General features: G+C 71.7%; 14 protein-coding genes and 2 pseudogenes. 7 read left to right on the top strand and 9 right to left on the bottom strand.

Annotated features, from left to right (window positions below; translation table 11 throughout):
• The first annotated feature begins 98 nt into the window (after positions 1-98).
• Complete coding sequence (gene serC / locus B9S64_RS18980) at positions 99-1,217, top strand: phosphoserine transaminase (protein ID WP_103489091.1); 1,119 nt, start codon at positions 99-101, stop codon at positions 1,215-1,217.
• A 90-nt stretch (positions 1,218-1,307) separates the two neighbouring features.
• On the top strand, positions 1,308-1,802 hold the full coding sequence (locus B9S64_RS18975) for a DinB family protein (protein WP_103489090.1): 495 nt from the start codon (positions 1,308-1,310) through the stop codon (positions 1,800-1,802).
• Here B9S64_RS18975 and B9S64_RS18970 read toward each other — a convergent pair.
• The 4 genes from B9S64_RS18970 to B9S64_RS18955 form a co-directional block, all read right to left on the bottom strand.
• The gene (locus tag B9S64_RS18970) at positions 1,787-2,212 is read right to left on the bottom strand and encodes a DUF4259 domain-containing protein (protein WP_103489089.1); all 426 of its coding nucleotides are present in this window, start codon (positions 2,210-2,212) and stop codon (positions 1,787-1,789) included. The two genes, B9S64_RS18975 and B9S64_RS18970, sit on opposite strands and share 16 nt — an antisense overlap.
• An 89-nt stretch (positions 2,213-2,301) precedes the next feature.
• Positions 2,302-2,967: a class I SAM-dependent methyltransferase gene (locus B9S64_RS18965; RefSeq protein ID WP_103489088.1), complete on the bottom strand. Its 666-nt coding sequence runs from the start codon at positions 2,965-2,967 to the stop codon at positions 2,302-2,304.
• Complete coding sequence (locus tag B9S64_RS18960; RefSeq protein WP_103489087.1) at positions 2,964-4,790, bottom strand: GAF domain-containing SpoIIE family protein phosphatase; 1,827 nt, start codon at positions 4,788-4,790, stop codon at positions 2,964-2,966. The genes B9S64_RS18965 and B9S64_RS18960 overlap by 4 nt, the downstream gene beginning before the upstream one ends.
• A gap of 118 nt (positions 4,791-4,908) precedes the next feature.
• Positions 4,909-5,460 (bottom strand): GNAT family N-acetyltransferase, encoded by a 552-nt coding sequence (locus tag B9S64_RS18955; protein ID WP_103489086.1) that lies wholly within the window; start codon positions 5,458-5,460, stop codon positions 4,909-4,911.
• A 134-nt stretch (positions 5,461-5,594) separates the two neighbouring features.
• Between B9S64_RS18955 and B9S64_RS18950 the strand changes: the two genes are divergently transcribed.
• On the top strand, positions 5,595-5,996 hold the full coding sequence (locus tag B9S64_RS18950; protein WP_103489085.1) for a PPOX class F420-dependent oxidoreductase: 402 nt from the start codon (positions 5,595-5,597) through the stop codon (positions 5,994-5,996).
• 157 nt (positions 5,997-6,153) lie between these two features.
• Here the strand turns inward: B9S64_RS18950 and B9S64_RS18940 are convergent, their stop codons facing one another.
• Positions 6,154-7,179 carry a hypothetical protein gene (locus tag B9S64_RS18940; RefSeq protein ID WP_103489084.1) on the bottom strand — a complete coding sequence of 342 codons (1,026 nt, stop codon included), beginning with the start codon at positions 7,177-7,179 and terminating at the stop codon, positions 6,154-6,156.
• Between the two features lie 58 nt (positions 7,180-7,237).
• On the opposite strand from B9S64_RS18940, the gene B9S64_RS18935 reads away from it, so the two are divergent.
• Positions 7,238-7,936 carry a GDSL-type esterase/lipase family protein gene (locus tag B9S64_RS18935; RefSeq protein ID WP_093532037.1) on the top strand — a complete coding sequence of 233 codons (699 nt, stop codon included), beginning with the start codon at positions 7,238-7,240 and terminating at the stop codon, positions 7,934-7,936.
• Positions 7,937-8,200: 264 nt separating this feature from the next.
• On the top strand, positions 8,201-9,154 hold the full coding sequence (locus tag B9S64_RS18930) for an endonuclease/exonuclease/phosphatase family protein (RefSeq protein ID WP_103489083.1): 954 nt from the start codon (positions 8,201-8,203) through the stop codon (positions 9,152-9,154).
• A 77-nt stretch (positions 9,155-9,231) separates the two neighbouring features.
• Here B9S64_RS18930 and B9S64_RS18925 read toward each other — a convergent pair whose 3' ends face one another.
• The 4 genes and pseudogenes from B9S64_RS18925 to B9S64_RS35100 all read right to left on the bottom strand — a co-directional run bounded on the left by B9S64_RS18925 (position 9,232) and on the right by B9S64_RS35100 (position 13,177).
• Entirely contained in the window at positions 9,232-9,873 is a 642-nt protein-coding gene (locus tag B9S64_RS18925; protein WP_028439408.1) for a TetR/AcrR family transcriptional regulator, read from the bottom strand.
• Positions 9,874-10,481: 608 nt separating this feature from the next.
• Entirely contained in the window at positions 10,482-11,438 is a 957-nt protein-coding gene (locus B9S64_RS18920) for a phosphotransferase (protein ID WP_355973115.1), read from the bottom strand.
• Between the two features lie 111 nt (positions 11,439-11,549).
• The gene (locus tag B9S64_RS18915) at positions 11,550-12,593 is read right to left on the bottom strand and encodes a hypothetical protein (protein ID WP_103489082.1); all 1,044 of its coding nucleotides are present in this window, start codon (positions 12,591-12,593) and stop codon (positions 11,550-11,552) included.
• 168 nt (positions 12,594-12,761) lie between these two features.
• Positions 12,762-13,177 (bottom strand): annotated as a pseudogene (locus B9S64_RS35100) (hypothetical protein).
• A gap of 118 nt (positions 13,178-13,295) precedes the next feature.
• Here B9S64_RS35100 and B9S64_RS18905 point away from each other — a divergent pair.
• Both B9S64_RS18905 and B9S64_RS18900 read left to right on the top strand, forming a co-directional pair.
• Positions 13,296-14,070: pseudogene (locus tag B9S64_RS18905) on the top strand (Scr1 family TA system antitoxin-like transcriptional regulator).
• Positions 14,067-14,309 (top strand): DUF397 domain-containing protein, encoded by a 243-nt coding sequence (locus B9S64_RS18900; RefSeq protein WP_093532034.1) that lies wholly within the window; start codon positions 14,067-14,069, stop codon positions 14,307-14,309. The pseudogene B9S64_RS18905 and the gene B9S64_RS18900 overlap by 4 nt, the downstream one beginning before the upstream one ends.
• Positions 14,310-14,403 lie beyond the last annotated feature (94 nt).

Raw genomic sequence — 14,403 nt, 5'->3', positions numbered from 1 at the left:
TCCGGGCACCTCCCGGGGGCGTCCGTGTACGGGAGCGCGCGTCTCATCGGACGGACACCGTTCCCGCGCCGCGTCACGGAGGGACTACGCTCCGGCTCGTGGCCGATATCCAGATTCCCGCTGACATCAAGCCCGCCGACGGACGTTTCGGCGCCGGACCCTCCAAGGTGCGGACGGAGGCGCTCGACGCGCTGGCCGCCACGGGCACCTCTCTCCTCGGTACGTCCCACCGCCAGGCCCCGGTCAAGAACCTGGTCGGCGAGGTACGTGACGGTGTGCGCAGCCTCTTCTCCCTTCCCGAGGGGTACGAGGTGATCCTGGGCAACGGCGGCTCCACCGCCTTCTGGGACATCGCGACGCACGGGCTCATCGAGAACAAGTCGCAGCACCTCAACTTCGGTGAGTTCTCGTCCAAGTTCGCGAAGGCGGCGAAGCTCGCCCCGTGGCTGGCCGACCCGACCGTGATCGCCTCCGACCCGGGCACCCACCCGGACCCGGCGGCCGAGGCGGGCGTCGACGTCTACGCCCTCACGCACAACGAGACCTCCACCGGGGTCGCCGCGCCGATCAGGCGGGTCGCGGGCGCCGACGAGGGCGCGCTCGTCCTGGTGGACGCCACCTCCGGCGCGGGCGGCCTGCCGGTGGACATCACCGAGACGGACGTCTACTACTTCGCCCCGCAGAAGTCCTTCGCCTCCGACGGCGGCCTGTGGATCGGTGTGTTCTCCCCGGCCGCCCTGGAGCGCGCCGCGCGGGTCCACGCCTCCGGCCGGCACGTCCCGGAGTTCTTCTCGCTGCCCACGGCGATCGACAACTCCCTGAAGAACCAGACGTACAACACCCCGGCGCTGGCCACCCTCTTCCTGCTGAACGAGCAGCTGAAGTGGCTGAACACCCAGGGCGGCCTGGACTTCGCGACCGGCCGCACGGCCGCGTCCTCGCAGGCCCTGTACGGCTGGGCCGAGGACTCCAAGTACGCCACCCCGTTCGTCACCGACCCGGCGAAGCGCTCGCGGGTCATCGGCACGATCGACTTCGAGGACGGCATCGACGCGGCGGCCGTCGCCAAGGTGCTCCGCGCCAACGGTGTCGTCGACACCGAGCCGTACCGCAAGCTGGGCCGCAACCAGCTGCGCGTGGCGATGTTCCCGGCGATCGACCCGGCGGACGTCCAGGCGCTGACGGCGTGCATCGATTACGTGATCGACCAGCTGTAACGGCGACCGGACGCCCCGACGGCCCCGCACACCCCGTGTGCGGGGCCGTTCCGCGTACGCCCTGTCAGTGCCGGTCACTAGGCTCCCGGCATGACGACAGCCGTGCCGTACACCGGCGCCGAGAAGGAATCCCTGCACGCGAGCCTCGACCGCCACCGGGACGTGGTCCTGTGGAAGCTGGACGGGCTGGACGACGAGCGTCTGCGCCGCCCCATGACCCCCACGGGCACGAATCTGCTGGGCCTGGTCAAGCATCTGGCCACCGTCGAATACGGCTGGTTCTGCACCACGTTCGGACGGGAGGCGGAGGACTTCTGGTTCGATCCGTACACCGAGGACATGACGATCGCCCCGGACGAGACGACCGAGCAGATCCTCGCCTTCTACGCACGGGCCCGCGCCGCCGCCGACCGGGCGATCCAGGAGACCGGTCTGGACGACACCGGCACGTCGTGGAACGGCACCACGGTGTCGATGCGGTGGGTGCTCATCCACATGCTGGAGGACGTCCTGCGGCACGCCGGTCACATGGACATCGTCCGGGAGCTGATCGACGGCTCCACCGGGTCTCACCCGGCCTCCTGACCCCCCGCCGCCAGGGCCGCGCGCAGGGACCGGACACCGGCGCTCCACTCCTCGCCCTCGCCCACGTCCGCCCACAACTCCAGCAGTTCGGACGCGTCGGCGACCACCCGGTCCAGTGCCCGCACGGCCAGCTCCCGCAGCTCCGGGGCGAGCGGGGGCACCGGTTCGTCCGGGGCGTACGCCGAGTCCACCGGGGTCCCGCCGGGGCGCTGGGCGGCGAGCAGGGCGGCGGCGGCCACCGCCACCACCCCGTCGTCGGCGTCGAGGTACTCCCCCGCCCCGGTGCCGGCGGTCACGGCCAGCGCCTCCTTGACGACGGCCTCCCGCTCGGCGGGCGGCGTGTCGTCAAGCCGTCCCGCGAAGTCCGCGGCGGTGTCACTGTCGAAATGGCCCATCCCCCAGGTCCCCATGGAACCCCCTCCTCAGTCGGTGGCCCCATCCTGCCGCCCACCACTGACAATCGGCCCTCAGGCGGGTTCCGGGGCCACGGGGCGCGGGGTCACGCGGCGAGCGGCTTCCGGGCGATCAGGAACGCCTGCGGCGTCTTCTCCGGGAAGGCGCCCCCGGTGTCCCTCTCGCGCAGCATCCGGGCCCGCGGCTCCAGCCCGGCGTCCCGGAGCACCTCCTCCACCTGCTCGGGGCGGCGGCGCCGGAAGTCGAGCGCGATGTCCCGGCCGAAGCCCTCCGTGAGGTGGAGGGTCTCCTCACCGGCCTGGAATCCCAGCAGAAGGTGCCCACCCGGCGCCAGCACCCGGTGGAACTCCCCGAACGCCACGGGGAGTTGGCCGTCCGGCACATGGATCGTGGAGTACCAGGCGAGCAGTCCGCCCAGGGAGCCGTCCGGCAGGTCGAGGGCGAGCATCGACCCCTCCTCGAACCGCAGTCCGGGGTGGTGCGCCCGCGCCTCGGCCAGCATGCCCGGCGACAGGTCGATGCCGAACACGTCGGCGCCCAGCGCGTGCAGGAACCCCGTGACCCGCCCGGTACCGCAGCCGACGTCGGCCACCGGCCCGCCGCCGCCCGCCGCCACGAGTTCGGCGAAGCCGGTCAGCATCGCCCGGTCGAGGGGCTTGGCGGCCAGTTCGTCCCGGAACCGGGTGGCGTAGTCGGAGGCGAGGGCGTCGTAGGAGGCCCGGGTGGTGTGGAGGAAGCCGGATGAGGTCACAGCCGTGCACTGTAGTGGCGCCCAGGTGGCCGCGGTACCGGATTCTCCGGGGGCCCCTGATTCTCCGGGGGCCCCGTGACTCGGAGCGCGAGCACGGCCACGTCGTCGGAGCGCTGGAAGCCCTCCAGGCTGCGCGACAGCACCTCCAGGAACTGGGGCAGGGGCCCGTCCCCGTACGTGGACAGCAGGGACACCGCTTGTGCGATGCCGTCGTCGATGTCGCTGTCGCGGTGCTCGACCAGTCCGTCGGTGTAGAGCATCAGCACGCTGCCCTGCGGGAGTTCGCGTGCGTGGTCGCGGCGCGAGAGCCCGGCCGAAGAGCCGAGCAGAAGCAGGTCGTGTTCCTCCAGGACCGACACGCGCCCGCCGGGCAGCCGGAGCAGGGGCGGTGTGTGGCCGGCGTTGGACCAGGTCAGCCGCCAGCGGTCGCCGAGCGGATCCAGACGGGCGTGCACGGCCGTGCCGCCGGGGCCCAGCGGAAGGACGGCGAAGGTGCTGTCGACGGCGGCCAGGGCGGCGGCGGGCGAGTGCCCGGGGTCCCCGAGGGTGGCCTGGCGCAGCATGCTGCGGACCTGGCCCATGACCGCGGCGGCCCCGATGTCGTGGCCGATGATGTCTCCGATGGACAGGATCAGCGCGGGCTGCCGCACGTCCGTTCCGCACGGTTCCGCCGTCCCGCACGGTTCCGCCGGGACGGGGTAGGCGTCGTACCAGTCCCCGCCGACCATGTCCTGGTCGGCGGCGGGCAGGTAGAGCGCGGCCATCTCCAGGCCCGGTACGGCGGGCAGCGCGGTGAGCATGGCCGACTGCAACTGTTCGGCGGTACTGAGCCGGTTCTCCACGAAGAGCGTGCGCTCCACGGCCTGGCTGACGTATCCGGCCACGGCGGTGAAGAACGCCTCCTCGGTGACCGTCAGGACGCGCGCCTCGGCCCAGCGCCACATCAGCACCCCGCGACCGCGCGCCAGCGGGACGCACAGGACGGAGCTGAGGCCCAGCGAGTCGAACCCGTGCGCGGCCTCGGGCCCATACCCGTCGGCGAGCGCGGTTCGGTCGGGGACGAAGACGGTGCGCTGCTCCCGCATCGCCTGGGCGCAGGGCAAGTCCGCGTCCCGCTCCACATGGTCGACGGCGCCCTCCGCGGGCCGCGCGTCGTCCGGGTGGGCCACCCGGGACAGCCCTCGCTCGTCGGCGAGCAGCAGGGTCACGTAGGAGGGTTCGACGGGGCCGCCGAAGAGACGGTGCAGCCTGCGGACCAGGTCCGAGAGCTCACGAGAGCGGGCCAGCTCGACCGAGGCGCGCAGCAGTACGTCGGCCTGGTCCCGGTCGCGACGGATCTGCTGGGTGGCGATCCGCAGGCGCAGCTCGACCGAACAGGCTTCGGCGAGGTCCCGGAGGTCCCGCAGCTCGTCCTCGGCCCACTTCCGGGGCTCGTGGTCGATGGCGCAGAGCGAGCCGAGGACGTGGCCGTCCGCGTCGGTCAGCGGCATCCCGGCGTACGCGATGACCCGCAGGTCGGGGATGGCCAGGCTGGCGCAGGTGAGCCGGTACAGCCGTGAGTCGTCGAGGACCAGCGGTTCGCCGCTCGCCACGACGTGCTGGCAGAACGAATGGCTCAGGGAGGTCTGGCGCTGTCCCGCCCAGGGCTCTTCCAGCCCTGTCATGCCGGGGAAGACCTGGCGGTCGGCCTCCAGCAGCGACACCAGCGAGACGGGGACGCGCACGAGCCGGGCGACCAGCCGGGCGAAGCGGTCCATGCCGGGGTCGGCCGCCGCGCTGAGCCCCGCGAGCCGCAGGGCCTCCAGCCTTCCCAGTTCGTCCACGGAAGGTCCTTCGTCGATCGCTCGGCGGGAGTCACGTCCTCCACACACGTCCCCCGTGCCGCGCCTCACTCGTCACGGCACGCACACAGGAACGCGCATAACGAAGATAGAGGACATTTCACTCCCTGTCGTGGCCGGTGTCCGCGCTCCACGGCGCATTCCGCCGCCACCGCACCTCCCCGTCCTCCCACTCCGGGGTCGCCTCAAGACCCGCGGCGGCGGCCACGGCGGCGGAGGCCGTGTGACCGGGATGGATGTGGGCGACGACCGTACGGATCTCCTCCCCGCCCGGCGGACGGCCCAGCAGGTGGCGCACCAGGCCCGTCGCGGCCTCCTTGGCGTACCCCCGGCCCTGCCACCCGGCGCCCACCACCCAGGCCACCTCCGCCCGCCCCTCGCGCACGGTCGCCTGCACATAGCCGGCCAGGCGGCCTTCGGCGCGGACCCGGAGCACCCAGTTCCACCACCGTTCGGCCGGGTCGGGCGAACCGGCGGTCTGCCGCTCGTAGCGGGCCCGCAGGGCGCGCGCGTCCTCCGGGCCGCCTCCGGTGTACGTGTAGAGGGCATGGTCCGCGAGGACGGCGGCCATCTCGTCCGCGTGCGCGGGGTCGAGCGGTACGGCGTCGAGGCGGCCGGTCGCGAAGGGCTGTGGCCCGGCGGGCGTCGTCATGGACGGCGACCTTACGCCGGTCCCGGGCTCCGCCCGCCGGGGCCCTCGACTCCCGGAGGCCTGACCGAGGACCGAACGCGGACCGGCCGAGGACCGGCCGAGCGGGTCACCCTCTTTCGTGCACCATGGGACATATGGAGACGATCCGTGAGCTAGAGCCTTTTGTGAAGCAGTACACCGTCCTGCTCAGCAGCCGCAGGCCGGACGGATCCGCTGCCCGTACCCCCGTCAGCATCGCCGTCGAGGGCGATCACGCGTACATCCGTACGTTCTCCTCGGCCTGGAAGGTCGACAGGATGCGCAACCACCCCGTGGTGGAGATCGCTCCCTGCACCGTGCGGGGCGCGCCGACCGGGCCGCCGGTGAAGGCCTGGGCGCGGCTCCTGCCGCAGGACTCGAAGGAGAACACGCATGCCGCCCGGACGCTGTCCCGGAAGTACCCGGCGCTCCAGGGCGTGGCCGTGCCCCTCGCCCACCGGCTGAAGCGCGACCGGACGCTGCACTACGAACTGCGGCCCTTCACCGACGAGAGCTGAACGGGCCGAGGGGCCGACTGCCGGGTCCGGGGCCGGGTACGGGACCGGACCGGCCACCGGTCCGGCTCCGGGGCCGAGGCCGGGGCCGAGGCCGGGGCCGGGGCCGAGGCCGGGGCCGGGTCCGGCCACCGGTCCGGGCCGGGGCCCCGCCCCGGTCTCACCCGCGCCGCTTCCGGAAGCCGAAGACGGCCAGGGCGATGACGGCGAGCAGCACCGCGCCCCCGGTCACCGTGCCCTTCTCGGCACCGTCCCCGTCCCCGTCCTCCCCGCTCCCCGTGCCCGAGGCCGTCCCGGAGGGCGCGGTGCCGCCGCTCCCGCCGCCCTCCTTCGTCCCGTCCTTCCCGTCGTACCCGTCCTCGGCCTTGGCCTCCACCCGGACCACGCGGCTGTTCTTCCCCTCGGAGCCGAACATCATGGCCGAGCCGTCCGCCGTGTAGGTCACCGACTCCGACTGCCGCTGGAAGGGCACGACCACCGCGTGGTCCGCGCCGAGCCGGCCGTTCTCGAACTCGTACCCCCGGGCGCTGAAGTAGGAGCGCAGCACCAGGTGCCGGCCGTCCGGGGAGAACGCCCCGTCCGTCACCCACGGCACCTCGCCCACCCGCCGGAAGACGTTGTTCCGCCCGGTGGCCAGCTCCTTGGGGCCCTCGTAGAGCCCGCCTCCGTCCTCCTTCTTGGAGGCGATGTAGACCCGGCCGGTCTTCGGATGGACCATCAGCGCCTCGGCGTTGCGGGGCCCGTCGGCGTACGTCACGTCGAACTGGGTGGCCTGCACGGTGGCGTCCGCGAGCCGCTTGGGTTCGGGGAAGCGGTAGATCCACACGTGGTCCCAGGAACCGTCGAGGTTGTCACCGATGTCCCCGACGTACAGGTTCCCGTCCGGCCCGAGCGAGATCGCCTCCACGTCGCGGGGTTCACCGATCCCCCGCATGGTGATCGTCGCCACCGTCTCGCCCGTCCGCGAATCCACCGCGAAGACGAAGGGCCCGTCGTCGCTGTCGTTGTGCGTCCAGTAGACGCCGGGATGGATACGGCTCGCGGCGAGACCGCTGGACTCGGTGATCCGGGGGTCCTTGATCGTGAAGTTCTGGTCGGCCTTGCCGTCGTCCGCCACGGCGGGCGCCGCCCCCACGCACAGCAGAAGGGCGGCAGCGGCGGCGGAGAGGGGCAGCGACGGTCTCATGCCCCAAGTGTCCACTGTCACGTACCGGCGCGTAGCGGCGATCGGCCATGATGTGGCCATGCGTTTTCTCTTCGTCGGTGACAGCATGACCGTGGGCAGCGCCGGCGACTTCACCTGGCGCTACCGCATGTGGCAGCACCTCGAAGCGACGCTCGGCGAGGGCGGTTACGCGATCACCGGCCCGCGCACCGAGCTGTACGACACCGAGGCGGGCGCCCCGCTCTCCCACGCGTACGGCGATCCGTCCTTCCCCGCCCACGCCCGTCGGCACCTGGCGGGATGGGGCGAGGGCTGGCTGCACATGGCCCCGGTCGTCGCGGACGCGGTCACCGCCGCCCGCGCGGACGTACTGCTGGTCTCACTCGGCCTGATAGACCTCGGCTTCTACACGGACAGCGGCCAGACCGCCCTGAACGTACGGGAGTTCATCACCGCGGCGCGCACGGCGAACCCGGGTGTCCGGATGGTCCTGCTGCCCGTGATACCGAACATACGGGCGGAGTCCGACGCCCCCTTCGCCGCCGAGTGCGACCGCTTCAACACCCTCCTCGCGAAGGCGGTGGCCGACCTGGACACCGGGCCGTCCCCGCTGCTGCTGGCCTCCCGCCCGCAGGGATACGACATCCACACGGACACCTACGACGGCACCCACCCGGGCCCCAGCGGTGAACACCGCCTGGCCGCCGCGTTCGCCGACGCCATGCACCAGGCGTGGGGCGTCGGCGGCCCGTACGCGGGAGCCCTGGCCACGGTCTGAGGCCCGTCGCCCCCTTGCCGCGTCGGCGTCATGGCGGCGCGCATCCCGGCCCCGAAGCGGCTCACGGCCGGGGGCAGCGGAACCGTACCGGCACCCCCGGCGTCGTCCTCCACGGGAAGCCGCCCGCACGGAAGCGGACTCCGGCCCCTTGGCCGTACGCGGGAACGGGGCACGGTTCACGCGGGAGCGGGGCACGGTCGCCGTACAGGCACGGTCGCCGTACGGGGCACGACGGCGCGGACAGGACAGGACACGGGGCACGGCATGGGGAAGACCGGGGGCAGCGGCGGCTCGGCTCGGTGGAGTTGGGGGCGGGGGCGGGTCCTCGCGTCGGTCGCCGTGCTCACGGCCCTGCTGCTGGTCTTCCACTCCGCCGTCCCGGACACCCCCGCCCACCTCGGCAGCCTGCTGGAGACGTTCCTGCCCTGGCTGGGTCTCGCCGTGCCCGTACTGCTGGTCCAGGGCCTGCTGCGCCGCTCGTACACCGCCCTGTGCGCACTGCTGCTGCCGGTGGTGGCGTGGTCCGCGCTCTTCGGCGGGCTGCTGCTCCCCGGCGGCTCGGACGGGGACCTCACGGTCGTCCAGCACAACGTCAGCGACGTGAACCCGGACCCCTCCGGCACCGCCCGCGCGCTGCGTGCCACGGGCGCCGACCTCATCGCCATGGAGGAGCTGATGCCCGCCGCGATCCCGGTGTACCAGGGGGTGCTGGGGGCCGACTACCCGTACCACGCCGCCCAGGGCACGGTCGGGCTGTGGTCCAGGTACCCGCTCTCCGACGTCCGGAAGACCGACATCAAGCCGCAGGGGATCGCGTACGGCTGGGACCGGGGCATGCGGGCGACGGCCAGGACACCGCACGGCGATGTCGCCGTGTACGTGGCGCACCTTCCCTCCGTGCGGATGGGCGTCACCGGCTTCCGGGCCGCGTGGCGGAACGAGAGCGCGGCCCTGCTCGGTGAAGCGCTCGCCGCCGAACCGCTGGACCGGGTGATCCTGCTCGGCGACCTGAACAGCACGCTGGACGACCGGGGCCTGTCCCCCGTCACCTCCCGCATGACCCGGCCGGACACGGACGCCGCCTTCAGCTGGCCGGCGAAGCTGCCCCTGGCCCGGATCGACCAGATACTGACCCGCTCGGCAACGGTCACCCACCTCTGGTCCCTCCCGGCGACGGGAAGCGACCACCTGCCGGTCGCGGCACACGTCACGCTATGACCCGGCCCGCCGCGCCCCCGGTCGCGGCACACGTGACGTTCCGACTCGGCCCGTCGCGCCCCCGGTCGCCGCGCGGTCTACTCCACGGGGGAGGCGATGCCCATCATCTCCAGGCCCAGCGTGGTGAGTTCCTGCGAGACCTCCTCGGGCCTGGCGCGGCGGGCCCGGCGGCTGTGATGGGCCATCAGCTCGTGCACCGTACCCACCATCACCATCACCACCACGCGGTGGTCCCGCTCCTCCACCTCCCCGCGTACGGCGGCGCGTTCGGCCTCACCCGTCAGGAAGTCCGCCCACAGGTCCTTCCACCGCTTGCAGTGCTCGTCCACGGCCGGGCTGACCCCCAGCACCTCCACGAACGTCACCCGGGCCTCGCGGAGATCCTTGGTCACCGCGTACACATACGCGTCGAAGAGGCGCCGGAAGCGCATGCCCAGCGGGCAGTCGTCCATCCCCTCCGAGAGCAGGGCCTGTTCGGACGCCCGCAGCCCCTTGGTCGTCACGCGGTTGTGGATGGCCATCAGCACACCCTCACGGGAGCCGAACTCCTCCCACAGCACTTCCTCCGGCACCCCGGCCACCTCGCACAACGCCTGCTCCGACGTCTGTGCGTAGCCGTAGACCCCGAACAGCTCCAGCCCCGCTTCGAGAAGCTGCCCACGGGCCCGGGTACGAGCCAGGTCGACCGTGCCGGTCACCTGATCCACCGAGACATCCACGACGGTCCCTCCTTCGTCTGCCACATCTCCGTCCGTTCGCGGCGGCCGAGCGGTGTCGCGAGCGCGGGAGAGGATTCGTCACCTCTGCATGGCGCCTGCGCCATTCTCCTCGCCTCCGCCCCCGAACCCCTTCTCCGCCGCGCCGCAGCACCGGGTACGAACGCATGTCCCCGCACCGCACCCCGTACGGCCTGTCGCCGACGGCGCGCCGCATCCGGCACGACACCGAGGCGCCCCGAGCCGCTGCCAACTCGCGCCCCGCCAACCGCTCCTCGCCGCTGGAGCGCCACAACTCCCGGCGCCCACACGGGCGGACGGGCCATGACATCGCACGCGGCCTTCGCGGGGTGCCGGGAAGCCGCGCCGACGTGCCGGAGCAGTCCTGGTGGACTCCTGCTCCACAGGCCGGTGATGACCCTCGGACCGGCGCGGGTGGCACCGCCGGGGGCTGTCGCTCCTCGCGCACGGAGCGTGAGAGCGCGCTCACGGTACCGCAGTGAGCCGCGCCCCCTGTAGGCATATGACAAGCGCACAGTCTTTCGACCAGGCACTCTTCAGGGCGCCGTGCGGCGGGTCCTCCCGCACCCGCTCGCAAGCCGGTTCCGGCCTCACGCGTAACGGTCCAGGAGTGCCTGGAGGTAGCCCTCCAGCCTGCCGGTCAGCAGAGCGGGATCGAGGTCGGCGCGGCCCAGTTCCCGCCAGGGCACGGCGACTTTCTCGGCGTCCGGCGCGTAGGCCAGGGCGTCCAGCAGACGCCAGTACAGATGCGCGGCGCGGTCCCGGCTCAGTACGCCACCCGCCGCGACGTAGCGGTCGGCGAAGCGCATACCGGCGGGAACTCCGTGCAGCAGGGCCAGGGCCGTCGAGCAGTGGGCGACGTCCAGGTCGGCCGGCCCCCAGGAGGTCTCCACCCAGTCGACGACACCGCTGATGCGCAGGTCCTCACCCTCCCCGACGAACAGGACGTTGCCGGGGTGGAAGTCCCGGTGCAGAAAGCGGGCCGTGTGCTCGGGCGGTTCACGGCGGATGACGTCCACGGCTCGCTGCCACAGCTCCGGACGCCCGGTGTCCGGGGGGACGTTCACCCGCTCAGGCCCGGTCCACGCCTGGTAGACCCGGGGCCGGTCCGCCTCACCCACCCGCAGCTGGTGAATGCTCAGGAGCCGGCGAGCCAGCAGGTCGGCACGCCGGTCCGCCCCCTCGTCGGTCAGGCGCACGGTGCCCGGCAGCAGGGTCATGAGCAACGAGGGATGGTCGCAGTACTCCGCCGTGGCATCAACGGCGACGAGCCGGGCGGCGGGCACATCGGTGTCTTCGAGCAACCGCTGGACGTCCGCCTCCCGTGTCAGCAGCCCCTCGGCATGCCGGACGTAGAAGGACTTGGTGAACGACCGGAGCACCAGCGAGCGTCGGCCTCCGGGTCCGGAGACGTCCAGCCGGAGCATCTCCGACGTCCACCCTCCGTACAGGCGCACCGCGTCGTCGATGCGCTCCGACGCCCGCAGCCTCTTCTCCACCCAGGCGCGCGTCGCGTACCGGCCCTGACCGTCGAAGGCCTCGACCACGCGCTCGGCGCCTTCGCTCGCACCCTTGGACGCCGCCCGCGCCGTGCTCCTCGTGTCCACTCCGAGCCCCCTTCCCCGCCGAGCCGCCACGCACGGCCCGGCCTCTGTGTCTCAGCATGGCTCGACACGGGGCCCGTTGACGGCCGCGAACCGCTCCCGCCACGGCAGCGGGGCAGGCTGCCCCTCGGCCAACTCCCGCTGTCGGAGCCAGAAGCGCCGGGCTTCCGCCCGTCCGCACGGGCCGCACAGCTCCTCGCCGCGCGCCGGCCGGAAGAGGTGTTCCTCGCCCGGTCCCGCACAGGGGATCATCGCGGCCACCACCGGCTTCGGCGCGGGCACCTCCGGCCGTGGTTCCTCCGGCAGCTTGTGCACGAGCCGGTACCGCAGGAACCCGACCGCCGACCGTACGCCACCGTCCGGCAGTTCACTGGTCAGCACCCGCCGCAACTGGGCCGCCGTGATGCCCCGCCGCAGCCATTCGGCGGCCAGGGCGGCGAGGGTCCGGGCCTCCTTGGCACCGAGGTACAACTCCCGGCACGCGTGCCGCAACGACAGCAACACGCGCTCACCCTCGGCGACATCCGGCGGCAACGGCGCGTCCGGGGCTGCCCCCGGCTCCGGCTTTACCTCCGGGGCCGGGTCCGGGTCCGGGTCCGGCTTCGCTTCGGAGGGTGGGTGGGGAGAGTTCTTCTCCCGTTCTTCGTCTACCGGTAGTTGACCACCGACCACCCGGTCCACCGGCTCACCGATGGCCGGTTCACCGACAGCCGGATCCGGCGCACCCGGACACATCGCGGTCTCGGGGGCCTCCGAGCCCTCCGAGGCACGCCCCAGGCAGACCGTGGCGGCCTCGGCGGGCGTCAGGGAGACGTTCGAGAGCAGTTGCGCCGTAGCCCAGAGCCCACGCACGCCCTGCTGGCGCCGCTCGTGCAGGAACCCGTTCACCACGAGGAGTTCCTTGGCCTTCTGGTACGCCCGTCCGGTGATGCCGAGCTTCCGCGCGTGTTCACTGAGCGGTTTGTCCGCCGACTCGGTGGTGAGCCCCTGCACATACAGCAGGAGAATCTTCGCGTCACTGGTGAGACGCGGATGGCGCACGACATCGTGCGAAGCCTTCGTGTAGCGCCGAGAGGGCGCGATAGCATGCCGAAGCATTCCTGGTGGACTCCTGGTTCCACTAGCGGGTGAAGGCCCTCGGCCGGGTGTTGGTAGCACCCCCGGGGGCCGCCCTGCGCACGCGTGCGCACAGAGCGTAATGAGGCGATCACGCTATCGCACCGGAGGGGCTCCCAGCACCCACAGGGCAGGGGAACACTCCTTCGATCAGGCACTCTCCAGAACACCGAGCGTCAGTTCGTGCAACAGCCCCGGATCGACGTACGGCACCTCACGCGTCGGTTTCGAGCGCCAGTCCAGCGGCCAGGTACGCCCGTCGAGCGCCGGAACCCCCAGAAGGCGTCACACCGCGCGTCCCGCCCCATGAGGCGCGCACCCGCCGGCCACGGATACGCGGCGGCGGACCGTGGCGGCAGCAGGAAGTACACGTTCCGCTCCCCGACCCAGGACCGCACGATCGGCCCGGCCTGGAAGTTCGTGAACTGCATGATCTCGTACGCCACTTGCTCGCCCAGCACGCCGACCATCCGCACGGCGTCGAAGTGCACCCCCGTATGCCGGAGGGCGTGCCCGCTCGCGGGAATCCAGGACGGCACCGACTCCGGTGAACTTTTCTGTTCCATACGGACAGCGTGAGCGCCGACACATACGGTGACCAGAGTCACAGGGCGTCTGTGCACTGTCGTGTACTCGGGAGGTGGAGCTGTGCACTCCGGTGAGCAGAGAAGCAGCAACGCGGAGATGTTCGGCACGCTCCTCCGTTTCTACCGCGAACGGGCCGGGCTGTCCCAGGAGGCCTTGGGCGTGAAGATCGGTTTCTCCAAGTCGCAGGTGGCGATGGTGGAACGGGGACTGCGTCCGCCCAGGGGTAACTTCGTATCCCTCGCGGACGCGACCCTGGGTGCACAAGGTGCACTGATCACCACCGCAACTGAGCTGCGTTTCAGCCATATGCCCTCGTGGTTCCGTGCGTTCGCCGACGAGGAGGCCAAGGCTGCCGCCGTCCACTGGTACGAGAACCACCTGATCCCCGGCTTGCTCCAGACACCCGCCTACGCGCGGGCAGTCTTCAACTGCCATTGCCCGCCGCTGGAGGACGAGGAAGTCGATGCGCGCGTGGACACGCATGGAGCGGCAGTGTCTGCTCCAACGAAAGCCGGCGCCGGTCATCAGCTTCGTGCTGGAGATGATCACGCTCACGAGGCCGCTCGGCGGCAGAGCCGTGCTGAAGGAACAGCTGCATCGCGTCCTTGAAGTTGGCAGGAAACGCAACGTGGAGATCCAGGTCATGCCACCCGACCGCGAGACCCACGCGGCCTTGAACGGACCGATGATCCTCCTGGACACGGACGAACGTCGGCAGCTTGCCTACATCGAAGGCCAGAGCGGCAGTTACTTCGTGGACGACCAGCCTGACGTGGGCGATCTGTTTGCTCGGTATGGCATTCTGCGAGCTCAAGCACTCAGCCCAGAAGAGTCCGCAAAACTGATCGAAACGGTGGCGGCAGAGCTATGAATACCGAACTCAAGTGGTTCAAGAGCAGCTACAGCGGCGACCAAGGGGGAGCTTGCCTGGAGATCGCCGTCGCCTGGACCAAGTCCACGTACAGCGGCAACGAGGGCGGCGACTGCGTAGAGGTCGCCACCTGCCCGCACGCCGTCCACGTACGGGACTCCAAGGACCTGACCGTCCCGGCCCTCACGGTCTCCCCCGACGCCTGGAGCGCATTCGTGGCCGGAGGGTGGAACCACTGACCTCCGGAACGGGAGCATTCATGACCGTCTCGGGGGATTGACGGTTGCCCACCGGACACGCCACGGTCATTGCGCGCAACGGTGCGCAACCGAC

Origin of the sequence: Streptomyces sp. SM18, assembly GCF_002910775.2 — a bacterium.
GTDB lineage: Bacteria > Actinomycetota > Actinomycetes > Streptomycetales > Streptomycetaceae > Streptomyces > Streptomyces halstedii.
This window is presented reverse-complemented; position numbering and strand designations above follow the sequence as displayed.

What these genes read in the sequence shown, in the direction of transcription:
- B9S64_RS18975 (WP_103489090.1), top strand. Translation starts at nt 1,308, where the DNA reads ATGACGACAGCCGTGCCGTACACCGGCGCCGAGAAGGAATCCCTGCAC.
- B9S64_RS18970 (WP_103489089.1), bottom strand. Translation starts at nt 2,212, where the DNA reads ATGGGGACCTGGGGGATGGGCCATTTCGACAGTGACACCGCCGCGGAC.
- B9S64_RS18955 (WP_103489086.1), bottom strand. Translation starts at nt 5,460, where the DNA reads ATGACGACGCCCGCCGGGCCACAGCCCTTCGCGACCGGCCGCCTCGAC.
- B9S64_RS18950 (WP_103489085.1), top strand. Translation starts at nt 5,595, where the DNA reads ATGGAGACGATCCGTGAGCTAGAGCCTTTTGTGAAGCAGTACACCGTC.
- B9S64_RS18940 (WP_103489084.1), bottom strand. Translation starts at nt 7,179, where the DNA reads ATGAGACCGTCGCTGCCCCTCTCCGCCGCCGCTGCCGCCCTTCTGCTG.
- B9S64_RS18935 (WP_093532037.1), top strand. Translation starts at nt 7,238, where the DNA reads ATGCGTTTTCTCTTCGTCGGTGACAGCATGACCGTGGGCAGCGCCGGC.
- B9S64_RS18930 (WP_103489083.1), top strand. Translation starts at nt 8,201, where the DNA reads ATGGGGAAGACCGGGGGCAGCGGCGGCTCGGCTCGGTGGAGTTGGGGG.
- B9S64_RS18915 (WP_103489082.1), bottom strand. Translation starts at nt 12,593, where the DNA reads ATGCTTCGGCATGCTATCGCGCCCTCTCGGCGCTACACGAAGGCTTCG.
- B9S64_RS18900 (WP_093532034.1), top strand. Translation starts at nt 14,067, where the DNA reads ATGAATACCGAACTCAAGTGGTTCAAGAGCAGCTACAGCGGCGACCAA.